Origin of the sequence: Psychrobacter maritimus, from assembly GCF_029953575.1 — a bacterium.
Lineage (GTDB): Bacteria > Pseudomonadota > Gammaproteobacteria > Pseudomonadales > Moraxellaceae > Psychrobacter > Psychrobacter maritimus.
The window spans coordinates 416,675-435,997 of sequence record NZ_CP124526.1 but is presented as its reverse complement, the minus strand read 5'-3'; the positions used below and the strand labels follow the sequence as shown (position 1 = coordinate 435,997).

Genomic DNA, 19,323 nt, shown 5'->3' with positions numbered 1-19,323 from the left:
TACGGGTCTATGGTAAATTTACTGATACTGCCAATTAAACGACCCTATCAATTAACTCACGTTACTAATTCAACTAACATTACTAACTCATAGTGAGGTGAATTCATGAGTACTACAATTATAGCCAAACCTTTGACTAAGGCTGAATTTGCACCTTATGGTAAGGTTATTGAGCCGTATGATAAAGACGAAGAAACGCCTGAAAATTGTTATGAGATTAACAATGGCTACGCCAAGCGTCATCATGCTATCGCCGAGTCTAAGCTCGATGGTGGCAGTGTTGGTATGAGTATTTTCTGTGCTAAAAAGCGCGAATTTCCTATTGCCTTATCAGTGATGGAATATCACCCGTTTGGTACTCAGGCTTTCTTTTCGATGAATGGTCAGGATTATATTGTCGTGGTTGCGCCTAAAGGCGAGCCGCCACAGTCTGCTGATGATTTGACCGTATTTTATGCCAAATCGCATCAAGGTGTGCAATATGACGCCTATGTCTGGCATCATCCGCTGCTTGCACTTGGTTGTGACTCTAACTTTTTAGTGATTGACCGTATCAATGGCGAAGGCAATAACTGCTATGAGCTTGATATCAATGATTGGCAAGTACAAATTGAGCTTGCAGAATAGACCAGCCAGCTAATGGCGATTAGTTGGCTTTTTATGCTTAATAGCTCAGATTTAACAAATTAAACTTGTTCAATAAAAAACATTATATCGATTACTGTCGAAACATTAAGTCGGATTACTTGTTTTTCTTGTACTACTGTACTAGAATACTGAAACAGGGTATTATTTGCCCGACTATTATAAAGATTACATACTATGAGCACTAACCCCTATCACAGTTTATTAATTCATCTCGCAAATTGCAGTGACAGTGCCGCTATTGAGCGGTTATTCAGTGCGCTATTGACCGATAAAGAGCAGCAAGAAATCGCCAATCGTATCCGTATTTTTGACTTGCTTGAGCGCGGTGTGACCCAGCGTGAGATATCTGAACAACTGGGTGTTGGTATCGCCACTGTTTCGCGCGGCGCTAAAGCCATGCAAGTGCATGATGTGAGCGCTTTATTAAAGACTCATAGAGAAAATACATCTATAAAAAGCACATCTATAAAAGACGCTTAATTCATCAAAAAGCACGATTTCTTTGTGCCTGATTTTTATCTGATAAATCATTGAACTATTTTGGACCTTGTTATGACCTCTGCTACCTCCAAGCCTGACCAACCTGCTGCTATTGATATTCCTAGTAAGCCACAGCGCATTAAACTCACGCAAGATATTGATTTTTTCGCACTATTTAAACGTATTGAGCGCGCTTTTGAGACCTGTTATTTACTCGAATCATTGGGTGAAGACGGTCATATGGCGCGCCATCATGCCATTGGCTTTGACCCCGTTATGACCATTGCCGCTATCGACCGTACAACTTTAGCGATTACTGATAATAAAACCGCTGAAACCAGTCATTATCAAACCGACAACCCTTACGAGCTATTGCGTAAAATTACCCCACAGCACGTTATTGCTCGCGATCAAAGCGGTGGACTGGTTGGTTATTTAGGCTATGACAGTGTCAATTTCTTTGAGCCAAGTCTCAATGCTAAAGCCAGTGACGACTTTGAACCCTTTAAATTTGGTGTCTATTTAGATGGTCTGACACTCGATAAGATGACCGGCGAGATTTTCTATTTTTATTATCCAACCGCGCAGCAAGACAATCGTATCGAGCAAATCAAAGCTTTACTAGTTGCGCCCATTCCAAATTATGAGCCGCCCACCGTTGAGTTTTTGGGTGACGGTATGAGCCAAGAGGAGCATGCCAAAGTCGTCATGCAAGTCAAAGAAGACATCATCTCTGGGCGTATCTTTCAGTGTGAGGTTGGCTTTAAATCCAAATACCGCATTGTAGGCGACAAAATGCCGATTTATGAAAAGCTGCGCGCGGTCAATCCGTCACCGCATATGTACTTTATGAAATTTGCTCAGCAATGCATCATTGGCGCCTCCCCTGAGCTACTGTTTCGCTTACGTCAAGGTGAGATGGAAACCTATCCTCTCGCAGGCACCGCCAAGCGCGGCGTCGATATTGCAGAAGACCGTAAGCTTGCCCGCGCTTTGCTAAACGATGCTAAAGAGATTGCCGAGCACAATATGCTCGTGGATTTGCACCGTAACGATATCGGGCGCGTCGCACGCTTTGGTACGGTAAAAGTACGTAGCCTAATGGACATCAAACGCTTCTCACACGTCCAACATATCTCCTCTGAAATCGTCGGCATCTTGCATCCTGATGAAGATATGTTTAGCGCCCTTGCCAGCAACTTCCCCGCTGGGACATTGTCAGGTGCGCCAAAGGTCGAAGCAATCAAAGTCATCAATGAGCTAGAGCCAGATGGTCGCGGTGCTTATGGCGGTGCGCTTGGATCATTTAACTTTAATGGCGATTGTATCTTTGCCATTCCTATTCGCAGTCTATTTATCAATGGTGAGTCGGCTTATGCGCAAACCTGCGGCGGCAATGTTTACGACTCCAACCCTGCTGATGAATACTTAGAAATTCAGCGTAAGCTTTCTGCCATGAAAGTGGTCTTAGACAGCTTTATGACAGCCTAAACTCCCTATATTTCAGCAAAGAGCTTATGACTTATGAATGTTTTAATTATCGATAACTACGATTCTTTTACCTTTAATCTTTATCAATATATCGGTGAGATTCTGCAAACCATGGACAGTGATAAAGACGGTACTAAAGAAGCAGCCAACGTCATCGTCAAGCGTAATAACGAGATTACCTTGGCTGATGTGCAAGCAATGAATCTTGACCGTATCATTATCTCACCCGGCCCTGGTGCCCCTGATGACCCCGCTTATTTCGGTATTTGTGCAGAAGTGATTGAGGTTATGGGCAAAACAACGCCGCTTCTTGGCGTCTGCTTGGGTATGCAGGGTATCGCCCATGTATTTGGCGGTGATGTGGTACGAGCTGGCGTACCGATGCATGGCAAAGTTTCAGCCATTCGCCATGATAATGCAGGTGTCTATCAAGGCTTGCCACAAGAGATAGAAATCATGCGCTATCACTCTTTAATGGTGGAAGCAGATACCTTACCTGACTGCTTAACCGTCACCGCCGTCGTTGCTAATGATGAACATCATGATTTAAGTTTGGCTGAGTCGGCGCTAGCCGGTGATGAGATTATGGGATTGCAGCATACAGAATATCCGATTCAAGGCGTACAGTTCCACCCAGAGTCCTTTGCGACGGAAGGGGCTAAGCGCTTGCTAAGCAATTTTTTACTGCAAGTTTAAATCATGCAGCCCAAGTAAATTGAATTTTAAGTTTAATGGACTTGTGTTAATCCTTCATTAACGCTTTAATGTTAGACTGAAAATAACAAACAAAAGGCAGCCTTTAACAAGGTTGTCTTTTGTTATTTCAGCATAGGATTGAGCAATGGGCAATGGGCAATGAGCACCAAGTCAAAAAAGTGCCATTAGCTAAAAAGCTTACACAGTTTATTGTTTAAATTTTCTAGGAAATAAAATAGAGAGTGATATGGCAAACACCGGTAGCGCAATGTCAGCGCGGCAGTCATGGATAGGCACCATTCAAATTATCACGGCCGCTGTCTGCTGGGGTACTTTGGGAATATTTTCGACCTACCTCAATCAAATCGGCTTGAGTGGCTGGCAAATTACGATTTTGCGTATTGTGACTGCCGCTTTCCTTATTCTCATTATGTTACCAAAGCTATGGCCATACCTCATTAAGCTGCGTCCAAAGCAGTGGCTTGGACTGGCGATACAATCGTTAATTGGCGTACTCGGTATGTCGGTATGCTATTTCTTTGCCGTTATCTATGTTGGTGCAGGTCCTGCCGTTGCCTTGCTTTATACCGCGCCCGTTTTTAGCTTATTATTTTCGGCATTTTTGCTTGATGAGTCCATTACTCGGCAGTCGGCATTACTGGCGCTTATGGCGGTATTCGGTGTTGGTCTAACCATGTTAGGCGACGCGGCACAGGTCAACTGGGGCATCGTGCTTGGGCTGCTATCAGGCGTGTGTTATTCCCTCTATGGCGTACTCGGCAAGCGCGCTATGCACTATGCGCACCCTGCTCCTTTGGTATTTTTTACCTCTATTGTTATCAGTGCTGGCGTATTGCTTTTACTACCCGAGACCTATAAAACGTATGGGCAATTATTGACCTTGCCTTTGCACACTTGGGGCTACGCCTTGGGACTGTCTTTGATTGGAACCGTTGTGCCCTTTGCCCTCTATATGAAGGCATTAGAGAAGCTGCCTGCTACTCGTGCATCGGTGTTTACTATCTTTGAGCCTTTAACCGCGATTGCTTTAGCGACGCTATTACTGCATCAATCATTATCATGGATTCAATATTTAGGCGTGGTATTAATTCTACTAGCGGCTTTATTTAATGCGGTATTAAATGGTACGACCACTCGTGTACCGCGTTGGTTAAGAAGACGGCAAAAGGTTTAATGCTGCTTTTTAATCTTTAGAAAATAACAATTAAATAAAAAAACCCCAGTTCGGGATAAGGGCTCAAAAAAAAGATAAAAAAAGAAGTCCGAAGTTGCTAAAGTAAGTTTACCAAGACCACTTAAGCAAAAAGGACTTCTTACATGGACAACCTAACCGAACTATACTGCCATATTGACGACTTTTATCAGCAATTCAAACCTGAGTTTGACGCTCATTTAATCGCAACGGGCCGTCAACGGCTAAGAGCATGCCAGATAAGTGTAGCAGAGATGATGACCATCTTGGTACTGTTTCATCAACTGCGTTATCGACAGTTTAAGTCTTTTTACTACCATCACATGCTTGGCATGATGAAACGGGAGTTTCCAAATCTGCCGAGCTACTCGCGATTTATAGAGCTAGTGCCGCGCAGTATCATGCCACTGTGCAGCTACTTGCAAAGCATAATGGGCGACTGTACAGGTATCAGCTATATTGATTCAACCAAGATAGCAGTTTGTCATAACAAGCGTATCTACCGTCATAAAGTCTTTAAGGGACTTGCAACCCGAGGCAAAAGCAGCATGGGCTGGTTCTATGGCTTTAAGCTGCACGCCATTATCAATCATAAGGGCGAGCTTGTATCCGTTAAAGTCACTGCGGGTAATACGGATGACAGAGTGCCTGTTAAGGATATGGCAACGCCTGTGTTTGGCAAGGTGTTTGGGGATAGAGGCTATATCAGTAAAGCCCTAAACGAGTGGCTCACAAAACACAGTGATACCACGTTGATAACCAAACTTCGGCGTAATATGAAACCGCAAGTACTCAAACCGATGGATGAGGCGCTACTCAATCATCGCTCTTTGGTTGAAACGGTGTTTGGAGAGCTTAAAAACTTGTGCCAAATCGAACACTCACGCCATCGTAGTGTCACGGGGTTTATCACAAACTTGCTGTCAGGTTTAATTGCTTATTGCTGGTTTCCCTATAAACCCACCATCAAAAACATGCCTCAGCAGGGACAGGTAGCCACATTGTAAATAGTATCAATGAGTTACAATGTGGCTTATCCCGAACTGGGGTTAAAAAAAGCCCCAACCATAAAATATCGTTGGGGCTTTTGCTTAACAGCTGGTAAAGGTCTTAAAACCTTACTTTAAACAGTAAAGTATTTCCGCTATAAAAATTTGATTAACACCTTAAATCATTCTTACTATTGCACAATACGCTGTAAAAACGCTTGCGTACGTGGATGCTTTGAGTCCTCAAACAACTGCTGCGCGCTGCCCTCTTCGACCACCACACCGTCTTCAATCAAGACCACATGATCAGCGACATCACGGGCAAAGTTAATCTCGTGGGTCACCACAACCATTGTCCAGCCTTCAGAGGCCAGCTGCTTCATGGTTCCAAGGACATCCTGCACCAGCTCTGGATCAAGCGCCGAGGTTGGCTCATCAAACAACAGTAACGACGGTTCAATAGCCAGCGCACGCGCAATACCAACTCGCTGCTGCTGACCACCAGATAGCTGAAATGGGTACAAATCCGCTTTATCCGAGAGCCCGACTTTTTCGAGTAATGCTAAAGCCTGCTCGCGTGCTCGCGCTTTGCTTTGCCCTTGTACCACCGTCGGCCCAAGCATTAAGTTTTCAAGCGCGGTCTTATGCGGAAACAAATTATAAGACTGAAATACCATCCCAGCTTTACGTTGCAGTGCCAGCAAGGTTTTCTTTTTAGGCTTAGTAGCAAAGTCGACCGTCAAACTACCATCATCAAAAGCAATAACCCCTTGATCAGGGATTTCTAGTGCATTTAAGCAGCGCAAAAAGGTGGTTTTACCCGAGCCTGACGGCCCTAATATCACAACCACTTGACCTTTATGAATGGTCAAATCAATGCCTTTGAGCACTTGATTACTACCAAAGGCTTTGTGAATATTGCTGACTTGAATCATAAAAGTTCCTGTTACGCGGTTAATGCTACATGCGGATATTGCTAAAACTGTCGTAAAATGAGTAGATGAGCAGATAAACTACTTAGCCACATAGCGGTCGAGTCGGGTTTCAAGCTTACCTTGGATAAAGGTCAAGAACAGACAGATACCCCAATAGATAATGGCGGCTTCAGTATAGACCAGCATAAACTCATAGTTACGCGCGGTGATAATCTGCGCTTCTTTAAACAGCTCAGTGACCAGTACCAATGACGCCAACGACGTATCCTTTACCAAACTAATAAAGGTATTGGATAACGGTGGTACTGAAACGCGTAACGCTTGCGGCAAAATCACATGGCGAAAGGTCTGTAGATACGTCAAGCCGACGGTTGAGCCTGCTTCCCATTGCCCTTTTGGAATAGACAAAATCGAGGCACGCACCGTCTCTGACGCATAAGCACCGATATTTAGCGAGAAAGCTATAATCGCAGATGGAAATGGATCAAGCTTTAAACCAACACTCGGCAGCCCATAAAAGATAATAAACAGCTGCACGAGCATCGGCGTGCCACGAATGGCAGACACGTAAATACGGGCAAGTCTATAGATAATCTCATGGAACCAGCCAGCACGCGGCACGATACGAATCAGCGCCACTGTCAGCGCAATGGCCATACCAATCGCAAATGAAATCAATGCCAGCGGTATCGAATAATAGATACCGCCTTTGAGCATTGGCCAAAACGAATTGATAACGATTTGCGCCCGCGCAGGATCCATAAATGGCAATAATGCCAGTAGTTCAGCTAGCATAGACGTGATAGAAGCGAGCATTATTTTTGTTGACTTATATCAGCACCAAAGAATTCTTCGCTAAGTTTGGTTAGCGTCCCATCGGCGATTAGCGCGGCCATGGCTTCGTCTAGTTTTGCAACAACGGCATCATCACCTTTTAGCAATACCAATCCCGAACCGGTCTGCTCACTAACAGGGGCCGTTAGTTTAATCTCAAGCGCACTGTCTGGGAATTTCTTTAGATAATCTAATACGGCAAGGTTGTCATTCATGGTAAAGTCAGCGCGGTCTTGTTTGACCAATTGAATCGCTTGCGCCATACCGTCTACAGGGACGACTTCTGCGCCATAACGCTCTGCTAGCTCGCCATAGTTACTGCTAAGCGACTGCGCTGAACGTAGACCTTTTAGGCCTTCCCACGAGCTATAACGATTATCATCAGTCGGTGCTAATACTACCGCGCCTGACCAGCTATAAGCGGTCGCTTTATCATATTTTGCTAAACGCTCAGGCGTGGTTAGACTGACCTGATTGGCGACCATATCAAAACGTTTGGAGTCAAGTCCTGCCAGCATCGCATCCCACTGGGTTTCTTTAAATTCAACCTCAACGCCTAGTTTGTCAGCAACGGCACGCGTCACTTCGACATCATAACCAGTAAGCTTACCGCTCTCATCATGATACGTGAACGGCGGATAAGTGCCTTCAGTACCGACGTTGATGGTGCCGCCATTATTGATACGCTGGAGCAAATCAGAACCACCTGTTGCGGCACTGTCAGCTGCATTGGTTTCGGCGTCAGTAGTAGGTGACTGATTACAAGCGGCAAGCAGTACGGTGCTGGCGGCAAGGGCTAAAAGAGTACGACGTTTCATAAGACGTCCTTATAAAGTAGGTGAATAATGCAAAAAAATATCAGACCAACAAATAGGGAGAAAACGAGCAAACAGTTTTGACTAAAAATCGCGCCTATTGACTGTCATGCTTGGCTTTGGCTTCCCGATTTGAGGATGCTAAAGATATTTTTCAATACTGTTTTTATATTATGTTGCATTGGTCACGCTAAGTGACGGTTAACATTAATAATAATTTTAACCGACCATGCTGATTATGCAACACTGACTTACTCCTATACTAACGTAATTGGGTAAGAATAAACGTACAAAAACAGTGAGCATGGGTAAGATTGCTAGCATCTACTGGCTGATAAATATTTATGTCTCAAACTTTTACATAAAACCAGCTATAAAAAAGCCGCGCCTATCATATAAGATAAGCGCGGCTTTTAAGAGACAGCGTTAGTTTTTAAGAAATGCTTAGTTCAAAATCCCATAAGCACATAGCGCATCAGCCACACGCTTAAAGCCAACGATATTGGCACCGGTCATATAGTCGATATAGCCATTATCAGTCTGACCATAATTTTCTGACGCTTCAGCCGCGCAGTCATGAATGTTTTTCATAATGCACTTTAAGCGCTCATCGACTTCTTCAAAGGTTTTATATTGGCGTACTGAGTTTTGCGACATCTCAAGACCAGAGACGGCAACACCGCCGGCATTGGCCGCTTTACCTGGCGCATAGTGCACACGGTGCAGACGAACGTAATCAATCGCTTCAGCGGTCAATGGCATGTTAGCGCCTTCGGCAATATATTTGATGCCGTTTTCAACCATTAATTTGGCATCGTCTTCGTTGACTTCGTTTTGGGTCGCTGATGGAATGGCGATATCACCTTTGATATGCCATGGCTTTTGCTTGGCCAACCACTCACCACCATACACATCGACATAGTCACACAATGGCTTGCTTTGGGATTTTTGCTGTTTTAGCCAATCAATTTTTTCTTGATCCATGCCGTTTGCATCATAAAGCGTCCCTTGTGAGTCAGATACGGTCAGTACCGTTGCACCCAGCATATGCGCTTTTTCAGCAGCATGTAGTGACACGTTACCGGCACCTGATATCAGTACCTTTTTGCCTTTGATATTGTCGTTTTGCGCAGCAAGCATGCTCTCTAAGAAATAAACCGCGCCATAGCCAGTCGCTTCGGTACGCATCAAGCTACCACCAAAACCCACGCCCTTACCAGTCAAGACACCGCCGTGCTCACGCGTCAGGTTCTTATACATCGCAAACATATAGCTGACTTCGCGCCCACCGACACCGATATCACCAGCCGGCACATCAATATCTTTACTGATGTACGGATGCAGCTCACGCATAAAGGCGTAGCAAAAACGACGGATTTCGCTGTCAGACTTACCCTTAGGATCAAAATCAGCACCACCTTTAGCGCCGCCCATTGGTAAACCTGTTAATGCGTTTTTAAAAATCTGCTCAAACCCTAAAAACTTTAGTACCGATTGGTTGACGGTAGGATGGAAGCGCACGCCCCCTTTATAAGGACCCAAGGCATTACTGAACTGCACACGCCAGCCGCGGTTTACCTGTACTTCACCTTTATCGTTTTCCCAGTTGATACGAAAAGCGAAAACACGGTCAGGCTCAACCAGGCGCTCAAATATTTTAAAAGTATCATATTCCGGGTGGGCGTCGTATAGCGGAGCAATGGTGATTGCAACTTCTTTTACCGCCTGAATAAACTCAGGTTGGTGGGCGTAACGTGCTTCGACTTTTTCGATTGCCTGACTGATACTCATATAGGTTCCTTAGGGTAAAAATTGTAATCATGCTGATTTACACCGGCGTTTTATCGCTTAACCGCAAACGATGGGATGCAAAACGCGAGCGTGGGATTGAAATCGTGCCTATACGCTGCTGGGTGCTAGGTATAGGAACTGGTGGGATTAGAAGCCAACTGATTGTGTTTCTAAATCATAAACCCAGAAGCACAAACAAGTTTTATCTCATAACTATATATCATTTTTTTGGTGTATAAGTCTAGTAAATATCGCCATCATGAAAAGTTATAATGGACATTTTTCTCATTATAGGCTATCGACGACGTGGTCGTGAAAACTCATCGGTCAAAAAACCTTTACATTTATTTGGCTTTTTTCATGCCATTGCATAGACAAAACATAAGGCGATGACATGGCATTCACTGTTTTATTTAACGATTGAGATTATTAAAAAAGATTCAAACTGGTAAAACATATTAATAATAACCGACTTATATTTACTAATAAAAGATTGTCTAAAACAGACGGTCAGAAAAGTGCACTCAAAGGTTAAAAATAAGCAACTTTCAGCCTTTAACAAGAGTTTCTCTATATCCATGCCAATAGTAAGGGTTTATAATATTGCCCGCTCATCAAAGACTATTGAAGATTTTATTCCTTCTTATTGTGTCACTTTTTCCATTTAATCACTCGTTACAGAGAAATTGTTATGCGTACAGATTCATTCCAGCAAATCTTAGAAGACCTAAACAGCTCATCAGCCGATGTGGAAGCATCTGCCCTTATCTCTAACGACGGTCTTATGATTGCATCAGCCTTGCCGACAGGCGTTGATGAAGACCGTGTTGGCGCGATGTCTGCCGCTTTACTGTCATTGGGTGACCGCGCAGTTCGTGAATTGGCTCGTGGTAGCATCGACCGTATTATGATCCAAGGCGAAAAAGGCTACGTGATTATGACCTCATCAGGCGATGAAGCGGTATTAACCATTATGGCAAAACCAAATGCCAAATTAGGCTTGATTTTCTTAGACATTAAACGGGCCTCTGAAGCCCTTACAAAACTGATTTAATTGCTAATTTTAAAGGTTTGTCGATACAGTGTTATGCCACATTCATACGATAAATCGCTTTAGAAACAATATTTTAATAAACAACACTTTAAATTAAAATTGACGCTCTGTCTTATAAAAATTATTTAAGGTAATGCACACTGTTTATATTGAATGCTTGATTGTTGAATAGGTGGTTGTTGAGTTGTTGATATAGATGATTAAGATTGATACCTGCTTAGTTTCTGGGTGCCTTTGCAAGATTCATCACTATAAAGCCAGTATCAAGCATATATCGAGCCTTACTTAACAGTTTTAGCAGATAAATTTTATACTTGATTTTAACCATTTGGTTTCAGACAGCGGCTTACATGATACGTTTTAAAGATACGTTTAAGACCATAAACTGAAACCAAATCCGCTTTTTAATAATTATCAAAATAATGATAAATAAAGGAGATTACAATGGGTTCTCCACTCCCCGACGCCATGAAGCCTGAGATGCCTGCCGAACAAGTCAGCATGACTTATCACGATGGCACTTCGCGCACTGTTTATGATACCGGTATCGAACGCCCTTACCCTGACGGTAAGCTGATTGTGTCACGTACCGATTTAAACGGTGTTTTGACGCACGTTAATGATGCCTTTGTTGAGATTAGCGGCTATGACGTCGATGAATTAATCGGCAAGCAGCATTATATTTTACGTCACCCTGACATGCCAAAAGCGGCCTATAAAGACTTATGGGCGACCGCTGCTGCTGGGCAAAAATGGCATGGCTATGTGAAAAACTTATGCAAAGATGGCAGCCATTATTGGGTGTATGCCACTGTGGTGCCAAACGTACGCCGCGGCGAAACCGTTGGCTATACTTCGGTGCGCCGTAAGCCATCACGCAGCAAGATTGATGCGGCAATCGCTCAATATGCCCAAATGAAACAAGACGAGGAAGGCTAAATCATGACGACACATAATATGTTAATCGCCCCTGATTTTTCGCCTGAGCGTTTTGCAGGCTGGCACATGTTTAACACTTTGATTCAAAAGCGTGCCAATCTCAATATGCACCTAAACATACCCGACTCGCAGGCTGAGCAACAAGGCATTATCAATCAAGGTGATATTCAGGTTATTTATGCCAACCCTTTTGATGCTGCTACCCTTATCCGTGAGCAAGGCTACCGTACGGTTGCACGTCCTATCGGCAAATCTGATGAGATGGTCATCGCCGCTGCCGCCAATAGCGATATCAATAGCCTAGAGGATATCAAAGCTGGCGCTACCGTGGCGATGGCCGATAATCGCGATGTCAAGCTCATTGGTTTACGTCTGCTTGAAGCGGTTGATATAGCAGAAGCCGACCTTAATTGGACGGTGACTGAGACTTATCAAGCGGCAGCGCGCCAAGTGATTAAAGGTGATGCGCAAGTAGCGTTCTTTATGGCGGATATTTTCCATAGTTTTTCACGTCTAACCAAAGCGCAGCTATCAGTGCTAATTGAGAGTGATTTGGCAGATATCAGCCACGTCTTACTGATTAAAGACGGCTTCCCTGATACTGATATCTTGATGGATGCGATTCTTAATCTGCATAACGATGATGATGGTAAAGAAGCATTAGCTGAACTTGGCATGCCGCAAGGTTTTGAAGCCATGGATGAAGAAGACGCTGAATTTATGATTGATTTGATGCAAACCTTACTTGATTAGCAGATTCATTGTTCATGATTCATGGTTAATTGGCATCTTACTTAAGTCATAGTGGTTGTTTAATAGCGCTAAACAATAACTGTTAAACCGCACTTATTGAATAATAGCTATGACTAACAGGACACGCTTATGTCTGATTTAGATCTCATCAAAGAAAGTGAAATGGCGGCGCGGCGCGTCTATCGTCTTTACTCACGTAAGATATTTATCGCCCCCAACAATCGCCATTTTCACGAACAACGTATCAATGCTGCGCTACTGCTAAACGAGAAAGAGCCGCTACAAGGCGCGGTGGCCGACTTCTTTTATGGCTGCTGGTATGACATCCCCTATGATGTCACCAATATGTTTACCCGCTTGCAAGGTCGCATGCTGCCGCATATCGAGCAAGGCTTTCGTGATTGTATTGATAAAAAAAGCTATATTCAAAAAAACAGCATGCTAGCAACGCGCTGGAGCGTACTGGTATCGCCATCGTTAAATGAACAAAGCCAGCGGCTGCGCATCAGTAGTGATGATGCCAAAGAAATCGCTAAAGATATCACCAGCGACTTGATGCTCGCACGTGATAATCAAGACTGGGACACCATAGAACAAATCGAAAACGAGTTTTTTGCCCATTGTATCGCGCGTCATGACCGTTTGGCGTTCTCCTTGGTGTGGTTTCGCTTGGGTAAAAGCGATTGGCAATTTGATGAGCGCTGGAATCATTGTCAGCAAAAACTTGACCAAACTAAAAATGTACAAGACGCTTAGAGCCTCAATCATTTTTAATACCATTATAAAAAATCCATCTAACGGGTAGCCGCTATGTCTTCTTATTTAAACGCTGATAAAACCTATCTGACTTTGACCCCAGCCGGCATTTTTGAGGCATTTTCGCAAAGTGAACCAACGGCTGAGCAGTTATCACTACAGGACTTATTGTCTTATAACGAGACTTTGTTAGCCGCTGATTGGCTCGAGCGTTATTCTGACCAATGGCTAGACAGCTTTTTAGAGCATGGCTGGATTGAGAAGCTGTCGCTATTTTTGCCCGCGCCAAACTTGCCATTAGACCAGTTTTTACCCTATGTGGTTTCAAGCTTGTCTGGGAAACGCCGCGCAGCAATTGGCTCTGATGAAGGTTTTTGTCTGGCGCGGATTGGCTATAGCCAAGAAGAAGCCGACATGCTGAGTGTGGCGGCAGCTGACTTTTCAGGTTTTATGTTGCGCCAAAAACAACGCGGCTGGGCGGTAGAAAGCCAAGCCATTTCTTTCTTTCAGCAAGTCGATTTGCTGATTCCTGAAACCAGCTTTGTGTTTTTATGGATTGATGGCTCAGGCTACGTACTTATCATCGATGGCGAACCTTTGACCAACAATCGCGCCTTTGTTGAGCTGGTATGGGCACTTAAAACCTCTGGGCTTAGATTTAGGAATTAAACCCGTTCTTTATTAACACCATCATTCATTAAATTCGTACTGAATCAAGCTAGCTGTTTCATATAAATGCGCCCTTTAACCATAAGCGGTGCATTTTTATAGCTATAGCTTAAACATTATAATAATAACTATCTGTCTAAAATCGGCTTCTATTTTTATAAAATCACACAGTAATAATAATACCCTTAGAATTAACAACAACTTGTCAAATGTTAGGTCATACTAGCTGCAACCATTTGATTATTTTGCATACTGTATAGCTATACAGATTTTTATAACATTTCTACATTCTTATATTTAAATATTGCTACATTTTCCCATCTCCAAGCGTTAACCCACCCTTTTACTAATTATAATCCCCGAAAGTGGCAGCCTTTGCCAAACCTTGCATTCTTGCTTATTTTTTAGGACAGTTTATGACTTCGCTGACCACCGTGCGCGTGCGTTATCAAACGATTGAAATTGGCAACACCGACATCCACATTTGTACTTTACGTGACAATCAACAATTTAGTGACCCTGATAATGAGGCATCAGACCTCGGTATTTGCTCGGCGTCATGGCCGATGTTTGGCGTGATTTGGCCATCAAGCTTGGTGCTCGCCAATCATATGCTTGATTATGATATTGCGGGCAAGCGTATCTTGGAAGTTGGCTGCGGTATGGCACTATCAAGCTTATTGCTTAACCATCGCCATGCCGATATTACAGCGACTGATTACCATCCGACGGTTGAGTACTTTTTGGATAGAAACACCACGCTAAATAATAATAAAGAAATTAACTTTGAGCGTTTAGACTGGGCTGAAGACAATAGCCATCTTGGCAAGTTTGATATCATTATCGGTAGCGATTTGCTGTATGAAGACCAGCATATCGATATCTTGGCGGAGTTTATTGAGCGTCATGCACTGCCAACTTGTGAAGTTATTGTCGTTGACCCTGGGCGCGGGCGCAAAAACAAGTTGACCAATAAGATGGCTGAATTTGGTTTTAGCAGTAAGCACGTTAAACCTGAGGACACCACTTATCTTGAACTACCATTCAAAGGGCATATTTTGACCTTTTCGCGTTAAAATCTGAAAAACTAATAGCTTATAGAATAAAAAAAGACGCCATTCCGCGGCGTCTTTTTTATGCATTTTATAGCGTGATTTATTGCTAGTGTCATTTATAGGTTTACAAGTTTATAAGCGTCTAACCAAAGGTGGTTGCACACGTGAATACATGATTAATGAGATGCCATTAGATATCAGCTCAACGGCTAATAGGACGCCGAGAATATAGGTCGCTGACTGCGGATAGCTGGTAAATATCATGATAGCCAACGCAATCGAGATAAGCCCTGAGATTAATATCGGCACAAAAGTCACCGTTCGGCGTAAACCAAAAGCCACTATCACTCTGACAATACCCGTTGCCATAAATAAGATAGCAATTACCATGGTCAAGGTTAAAATACCTTGTAGCGGGTTTTGTAGCAGCTCAATACCGATAAATATGCCAAGCACACCGCCAATGGCCGCTAGCACTTTACCCGTCGTGGTATAAGCACGGAACAGGGCAATAAACTGCAAAATACCAACCAGAAGAAAGACGAATCCAGCCAGTTGTTCAGCAGCGAAACTGGCGCTAAGAGGATTGAAAAAAGCAAAGATACCGCCAAGAATACTAATGATACCAACCACCAGCCATAATGTACGACTCATAAGACTCTCCTCCTATTTAATAAAAATTAAATAGGAGGAGAGCATTTACACTCTTGTATGACGGTCGTAATAGACTCAAATAGTCCTGTTACTATCTAAGCGTGGGCATTGTATTGTCATCATAAGCCTGCTAACTGATATTCTAATTACACCCCTATTTCTCCGCTCACATTCCTATTCCTTATCTTTCAGCTACCTAATGATAAATCATGCCATCGCGAGCACTTGCCAGCCAGCCGTCGCCTGATACTTATCTTGATGGGCAAAGAGCGGATGGCCTTGCGCTTCTGCAAGCGTGAGCACTGGCGTCACGCAAGCATCAACGGCGCTAAATATTTCTTGCCAATGCGCCAGTGTCTGACTGGCAAACTTTTCTATCATGGCTTGCTCGGCTTTTTTACTTTCAGCGGTATTTGGCATAAAGCCGCGCTGCCAATGAGCATCAACGTATTCAGACAAATCCAACGTCTCGCACAACAATCGCCAAAATTTAAATTCTAATGAGCCGACTGCCATATACCGACCGTCTTGGGTTTGATACAACCGATAGCAAGGTAACACGCCGCCTAAAAAATCATTCTGAGGCTCTGGGCGTTGTCCATTTATGTTTTCCATCATATCGGCAGTTGCTTTTGGCATTACTAAATGATGATATAAACTATGCGTCATGCTGACGGCGATATGGCGTCCGCGCCCCGTGTTTTTGGCAGCAAATACCGCTGCCAACAAGGCAATGACGGCGGTGTCACTGCCGCCAGCCAAATCGGCAAACTGCATATTGGGCATGGCTTGCTCGCCTGTAGCAGTCTTTAATTGTGCCAAAGTCCCACTCATCGCCATAAAATTGATATCGTGACCCGCTTTGGCCGTCCAAGATTCAGCTGGTTCATCAAGGCCATCAGCGATCCCGTAACCAGTGATAGATACCATGACGAGCTTTGGATTAATGGCATGTAAAGTGGCAGCATCTAAACCCATACCTAGCAGCACTTCAGGACGAAAGCTATCAAGCATGACATCAGCATCCTTGATATGGGCTTTGATAGTTTCAATCCCTGCTGCATTGCGAAAATCGATTTTTTCGCAGTGCTTCCCATGGTTTAAAGCTTTAAACAATTCACCAAACGCCCGTCCTGGGTCACCGTTTTCTGGTTCGATTTTGACAATCTCTGCTCCCAAATCAGCAAGTAATCTGGTGGCAAATGGACCGGGTAGATTACGGGTCAAGTCGACTACCTTTAAACCATTTAAGCAATCAGCCATCATATCTGTCATTGAATGATTGTTAATCGAAGAGCTTGGCGTTGAATTACTATTAACCATCTGCAAACACCTCGCCTTTATTAGCCATCTCAATCAGAATATGGGCAGGCTCAAAACGCGCCCCATACTTTGCGGCAAGTTCGCGACTACGCGCAACAAACTGCTCTACACCTGTGGCATTGATAAACTGTAAGGTGCCGCCTTGATGCGGGGCAAAACCCCAACCAAAGATAGAGCCTACGTTGACTTCAGCGACAGAACGCAAAATCCCTTCTTCATAGCAGCGCGCTGACTCATTGGCTTGGATATAAAGCAGGCGATCAATCAGCTCTTGCATATTAGGTTGTTCAGCAAATGGCGGATATAGCTCAGTCAGCGCGGGCCATAGCTGCTTATCATTTTTACCCTCAGCATTTTGCGCATAATCATAAAAACCTTTCCCGACTTTTTTACCCAAACGTTCATGGTCTTTTACCAGCGTGGTAAGTACCGCTTCTGCAGGGTGGCTAACCCATTCTTTACCCTCAGCAAGGGTATCTTTTTTAGACTGCGCCATAATCAACATCGATAAATCAAGCGAGACTTCGTCCTCCAGCGCCAGTGGCGGCATCGGCATGCCGGCCTTAAGACCTGCGACCTCGATACGGCGCGGATGCACGCCCTCGCCTAACATCGCGATGCCCTCTGACACATAAGTGCCAAACACGCGCGAGGTATAAAAACCGCGACTGTCATTGACGACGATAGGCGTCTTGCCAATTTGCAGCACAAAATCAAAGGCTTTTGCTAACGTGGCATCATCGGTCTGCGCGCCCATAATAATTTCAACCAAGGGCATCTTATCGACGGGCGAGAAAAAGTGCAGCCCAATAAATTGCGTCGGACGTTTGCTTGCTACTGCTAAGCTGGTGATAGGAATGGTTGAGGTATTAGACGCATAAACGGCTGATTCAGGGATAATCGCTTCGGCCTGCTCGGTGCACTTGGCTTTAATATCACGATTTTCAAACACCGCTTCGATGACCAAATCACAACCTGCAATATCGTTATAAGATGTCGTGGTTTGGATTTTACTTAATAACGCTGCTTTTTTGGTAGCGTTTGAGCGACCGCAACTAATGGCTTTATCCAATAGCTTTTCTGAATACTGTTTGCCTTGATTGGCGTTCTCAATACTGGTATCTAATAGCACCACATCGATACCCGCTTTGGCAGCAACATAAGCAATCCCCGCGCCCATCATCCCTGCGCCAAGTACTGCAACCTTATTTACTGTTTGACGCTCAAAACCCTTAGGACGTGACTGACCTTTTTTAATTTGATTAAGCTGCGTCCACATCGAGGTAATCATATTCTTCGATTCGGGCGATAGCACACAAGCGACAAAGTAATTGGACTCCACTTCAAGCCCAGCGTCGATATCGAGCAAGCTGCCCTCAAAGACACAGGACATAATATGAATAATCGCTGGATAATTGCCATGTGATTTTTGATAGGCTAGCGCTGGGGCAATAGAGAGCATTTGCGCGTTTTTTGGCTGATTGGCATTGCCACCTGGAATTTTAAAACCCTTGATATCCCATGGCTGCTGCGCGTTAGGATTGGCTTTAATCCATGCTTTAGCTTGGCTGAGCATCTCAGCTTTATCACTTGCCAACGCATCGATAAAGCCCAGCTCCTTTGCCCGGCTTGCACTGACTATCTGACCTTGAGTCATCATCTCAAGCGACTTTTGCATGCCGATGAGGCGCATCAGACGTTGAGTACCACCGCCACCGGGCAATAGACCTAGCTTTACCTCCGGCAAGCCAAACTTGGCAGTAGGCGCATCGATAGCCAATCGATAATGACAGCCTAACGCTACCTCAAGGCCACCGCCAAGCGCAGTGCCAGTCATCGCAGCAACGATAGGTTTACCGCATTTCTCAAGTTGACGCATGCTTGATTTAAGGTTTTCAACCAGCTCAAAAGCTTGCTCATGGGTTTGAATGTTCGCCAGCTGATCGATATCAGCGCCCGCAATAAAACTGTCTTTACCTGAGGTGATAATTAAGCCTTTAGCGGATTCATCATTGATAAAAGCGTCGCTTAAAGCTGCAAACGAGTGATTAAAATTATCATCAATCACATTCATCTTTCGATCAGCTTGAGCAATAGTGACGGTCACAATACCTTCATCATCACGTTTAGCAGAAAAGTTTGCCAGCTCATTAATTATTTGGGTGCAGTCCATGCTCATTATTCTTCCTTTCTGATATTAAAATGTCTTATTTAACCACTATTACTAA

General features: G+C 44.0%; 19 protein-coding genes. 12 read left to right on the top strand and 7 right to left on the bottom strand.

The window, feature by feature from the left end:
- Window positions 1-105 precede the first annotated feature (105 nt).
- The 6 genes from QJS82_RS01925 to QJS82_RS01900 all read left to right on the top strand — a co-directional run bounded on the left by QJS82_RS01925 (window position 106) and on the right by QJS82_RS01900 (window position 5,535).
- Entirely contained in the window at window positions 106-627 is a 522-nt protein-coding gene (locus QJS82_RS01925) for an ureidoglycolate lyase (protein WP_201624857.1), read from the top strand.
- A gap of 195 nt (window positions 628-822) precedes the next feature.
- Window positions 823-1,128, top strand: coding sequence for a Trp family transcriptional regulator (locus QJS82_RS01920; RefSeq protein WP_281491053.1), 306 nt, complete (start codon window positions 823-825; stop codon window positions 1,126-1,128).
- Window positions 1,129-1,200: 72 nt separating this feature from the next.
- Window positions 1,201-2,619, top strand: a complete 1,419-nt coding sequence (locus tag QJS82_RS01915; RefSeq protein WP_281491052.1) for an anthranilate synthase component I family protein — start codon at window positions 1,201-1,203, stop codon at window positions 2,617-2,619.
- 33 nt (window positions 2,620-2,652) lie between these two features.
- A complete protein-coding gene (locus QJS82_RS01910) occupies window positions 2,653-3,315 on the top strand; it encodes an anthranilate synthase component II (protein WP_281491051.1) in 663 nt (220 codons plus the stop codon).
- A 247-nt stretch (window positions 3,316-3,562) separates the two neighbouring features.
- Window positions 3,563-4,510: a DMT family transporter gene (locus QJS82_RS01905; protein ID WP_281491050.1), complete on the top strand. Its 948-nt coding sequence runs from the start codon at window positions 3,563-3,565 to the stop codon at window positions 4,508-4,510.
- Between the two features lie 143 nt (window positions 4,511-4,653).
- The gene (locus tag QJS82_RS01900) at window positions 4,654-5,535 is read left to right on the top strand and encodes an IS982 family transposase (protein WP_281490813.1); all 882 of its coding nucleotides are present in this window, start codon (window positions 4,654-4,656) and stop codon (window positions 5,533-5,535) included.
- Window positions 5,536-5,708: 173 nt separating this feature from the next.
- Here QJS82_RS01900 and QJS82_RS01895 read toward each other — a convergent pair whose 3' ends face one another.
- The 4 genes from QJS82_RS01895 to gdhA all read right to left on the bottom strand — a co-directional run bounded on the left by QJS82_RS01895 (window position 5,709) and on the right by gdhA (window position 9,892).
- Window positions 5,709-6,452 (bottom strand): amino acid ABC transporter ATP-binding protein, encoded by a 744-nt coding sequence (locus QJS82_RS01895; protein WP_281491049.1) that lies wholly within the window; start codon window positions 6,450-6,452, stop codon window positions 5,709-5,711.
- Window positions 6,453-6,530: 78 nt separating this feature from the next.
- Entirely contained in the window at window positions 6,531-7,268 is a 738-nt protein-coding gene (locus tag QJS82_RS01890; protein WP_281491048.1) for an amino acid ABC transporter permease, read from the bottom strand.
- On the bottom strand, window positions 7,268-8,104 hold the full coding sequence (locus QJS82_RS01885; protein ID WP_201563174.1) for an amino acid ABC transporter substrate-binding protein: 837 nt from the start codon (window positions 8,102-8,104) through the stop codon (window positions 7,268-7,270). Before QJS82_RS01885 ends, QJS82_RS01890 begins: the two co-directional genes overlap by 1 nt.
- Window positions 8,105-8,545: 441 nt before the next feature.
- The gene (gene gdhA, locus QJS82_RS01880) at window positions 8,546-9,892 is read right to left on the bottom strand and encodes an NADP-specific glutamate dehydrogenase (RefSeq protein ID WP_281491047.1); all 1,347 of its coding nucleotides are present in this window, start codon (window positions 9,890-9,892) and stop codon (window positions 8,546-8,548) included.
- Window positions 9,893-10,583: 691 nt separating this feature from the next.
- Here gdhA and QJS82_RS01875 point away from each other — a divergent pair.
- The 6 genes from QJS82_RS01875 (at window position 10,584) to QJS82_RS01850 (ending at window position 15,139) form a co-directional block, all read left to right on the top strand.
- Window positions 10,584-10,946 (top strand): roadblock/LC7 domain-containing protein, encoded by a 363-nt coding sequence (locus QJS82_RS01875; protein WP_281491046.1) that lies wholly within the window; start codon window positions 10,584-10,586, stop codon window positions 10,944-10,946.
- A 444-nt stretch (window positions 10,947-11,390) separates the two neighbouring features.
- On the top strand, window positions 11,391-11,885 hold the full coding sequence (locus QJS82_RS01870) for a PAS domain-containing protein (RefSeq protein ID WP_201619697.1): 495 nt from the start codon (window positions 11,391-11,393) through the stop codon (window positions 11,883-11,885).
- Between the two features lie 3 nt (window positions 11,886-11,888).
- Window positions 11,889-12,638 carry a PhnD/SsuA/transferrin family substrate-binding protein gene (locus QJS82_RS01865; RefSeq protein WP_281491045.1) on the top strand — a complete coding sequence of 250 codons (750 nt, stop codon included), beginning with the start codon at window positions 11,889-11,891 and terminating at the stop codon, window positions 12,636-12,638.
- A gap of 129 nt (window positions 12,639-12,767) precedes the next feature.
- On the top strand, window positions 12,768-13,394 hold the full coding sequence (locus QJS82_RS01860; protein WP_201563180.1) for a hypothetical protein: 627 nt from the start codon (window positions 12,768-12,770) through the stop codon (window positions 13,392-13,394).
- A gap of 54 nt (window positions 13,395-13,448) precedes the next feature.
- Window positions 13,449-14,063: a hypothetical protein gene (locus QJS82_RS01855; RefSeq protein WP_281491044.1), complete on the top strand. Its 615-nt coding sequence runs from the start codon at window positions 13,449-13,451 to the stop codon at window positions 14,061-14,063.
- A 416-nt stretch (window positions 14,064-14,479) separates the two neighbouring features.
- On the top strand, window positions 14,480-15,139 hold the full coding sequence (locus QJS82_RS01850; RefSeq protein WP_281491043.1) for a class I SAM-dependent methyltransferase: 660 nt from the start codon (window positions 14,480-14,482) through the stop codon (window positions 15,137-15,139).
- Window positions 15,140-15,250: 111 nt separating this feature from the next.
- On the opposite strand, the gene QJS82_RS01845 is transcribed toward QJS82_RS01850, so the two are convergent.
- From QJS82_RS01845 to QJS82_RS01835, 3 genes are all read right to left on the bottom strand, one after another.
- A complete protein-coding gene (locus tag QJS82_RS01845) occupies window positions 15,251-15,772 on the bottom strand; it encodes an HdeD family acid-resistance protein (RefSeq protein ID WP_281491042.1) in 522 nt (173 codons plus the stop codon).
- A gap of 207 nt (window positions 15,773-15,979) precedes the next feature.
- Window positions 15,980-17,095, bottom strand: a complete 1,116-nt coding sequence (locus QJS82_RS01840; protein ID WP_281491041.1) for a CaiB/BaiF CoA transferase family protein — start codon at window positions 17,093-17,095, stop codon at window positions 15,980-15,982.
- The gene (locus QJS82_RS01835) at window positions 17,088-19,274 is read right to left on the bottom strand and encodes a 3-hydroxyacyl-CoA dehydrogenase NAD-binding domain-containing protein (protein WP_281491040.1); all 2,187 of its coding nucleotides are present in this window, start codon (window positions 19,272-19,274) and stop codon (window positions 17,088-17,090) included. Before QJS82_RS01835 ends, QJS82_RS01840 begins: the two co-directional genes overlap by 8 nt.
- Between the last annotated feature and the right edge of the window lie 49 nt (window positions 19,275-19,323).

Bases quoted from the DNA above. Each gene is read 5' to 3' on its own strand.
- QJS82_RS01840 (WP_281491041.1), bottom strand. From the start codon at position 17,095: ATGGTTAATAGTAATTCAACGCCAAGCTCTTCGATTAACAATCATTCA.
- QJS82_RS01920 (WP_281491053.1), top strand. From the start codon at position 823: ATGAGCACTAACCCCTATCACAGTTTATTAATTCATCTCGCAAATTGC.
- QJS82_RS01835 (WP_281491040.1), bottom strand. From the start codon at position 19,274: ATGAGCATGGACTGCACCCAAATAATTAATGAGCTGGCAAACTTTTCT.
- gdhA (WP_281491047.1), bottom strand. From the start codon at position 9,892: ATGAGTATCAGTCAGGCAATCGAAAAAGTCGAAGCACGTTACGCCCAC.
- QJS82_RS01860 (WP_201563180.1), top strand. From the start codon at position 12,768: ATGTCTGATTTAGATCTCATCAAAGAAAGTGAAATGGCGGCGCGGCGC.
- QJS82_RS01850 (WP_281491043.1), top strand. From the start codon at position 14,480: ATGACTTCGCTGACCACCGTGCGCGTGCGTTATCAAACGATTGAAATT.
- QJS82_RS01910 (WP_281491051.1), top strand. From the start codon at position 2,653: ATGAATGTTTTAATTATCGATAACTACGATTCTTTTACCTTTAATCTT.
- QJS82_RS01885 (WP_201563174.1), bottom strand. From the start codon at position 8,104: ATGAAACGTCGTACTCTTTTAGCCCTTGCCGCCAGCACCGTACTGCTT.
- QJS82_RS01900 (WP_281490813.1), top strand. From the start codon at position 4,654: ATGGACAACCTAACCGAACTATACTGCCATATTGACGACTTTTATCAG.
- QJS82_RS01895 (WP_281491049.1), bottom strand. From the start codon at position 6,452: ATGATTCAAGTCAGCAATATTCACAAAGCCTTTGGTAGTAATCAAGTG.
- QJS82_RS01905 (WP_281491050.1), top strand. From the start codon at position 3,563: ATGGCAAACACCGGTAGCGCAATGTCAGCGCGGCAGTCATGGATAGGC.
- QJS82_RS01915 (WP_281491052.1), top strand. From the start codon at position 1,201: ATGACCTCTGCTACCTCCAAGCCTGACCAACCTGCTGCTATTGATATT.
- QJS82_RS01925 (WP_201624857.1), top strand. From the start codon at position 106: ATGAGTACTACAATTATAGCCAAACCTTTGACTAAGGCTGAATTTGCA.
- QJS82_RS01845 (WP_281491042.1), bottom strand. From the start codon at position 15,772: ATGAGTCGTACATTATGGCTGGTGGTTGGTATCATTAGTATTCTTGGC.
- QJS82_RS01875 (WP_281491046.1), top strand. From the start codon at position 10,584: ATGCGTACAGATTCATTCCAGCAAATCTTAGAAGACCTAAACAGCTCA.
- QJS82_RS01855 (WP_281491044.1), top strand. From the start codon at position 13,449: ATGTCTTCTTATTTAAACGCTGATAAAACCTATCTGACTTTGACCCCA.
- QJS82_RS01865 (WP_281491045.1), top strand. From the start codon at position 11,889: ATGACGACACATAATATGTTAATCGCCCCTGATTTTTCGCCTGAGCGT.
- QJS82_RS01870 (WP_201619697.1), top strand. From the start codon at position 11,391: ATGGGTTCTCCACTCCCCGACGCCATGAAGCCTGAGATGCCTGCCGAA.
- QJS82_RS01890 (WP_281491048.1), bottom strand. From the start codon at position 7,268: ATGCTCGCTTCTATCACGTCTATGCTAGCTGAACTACTGGCATTATTG.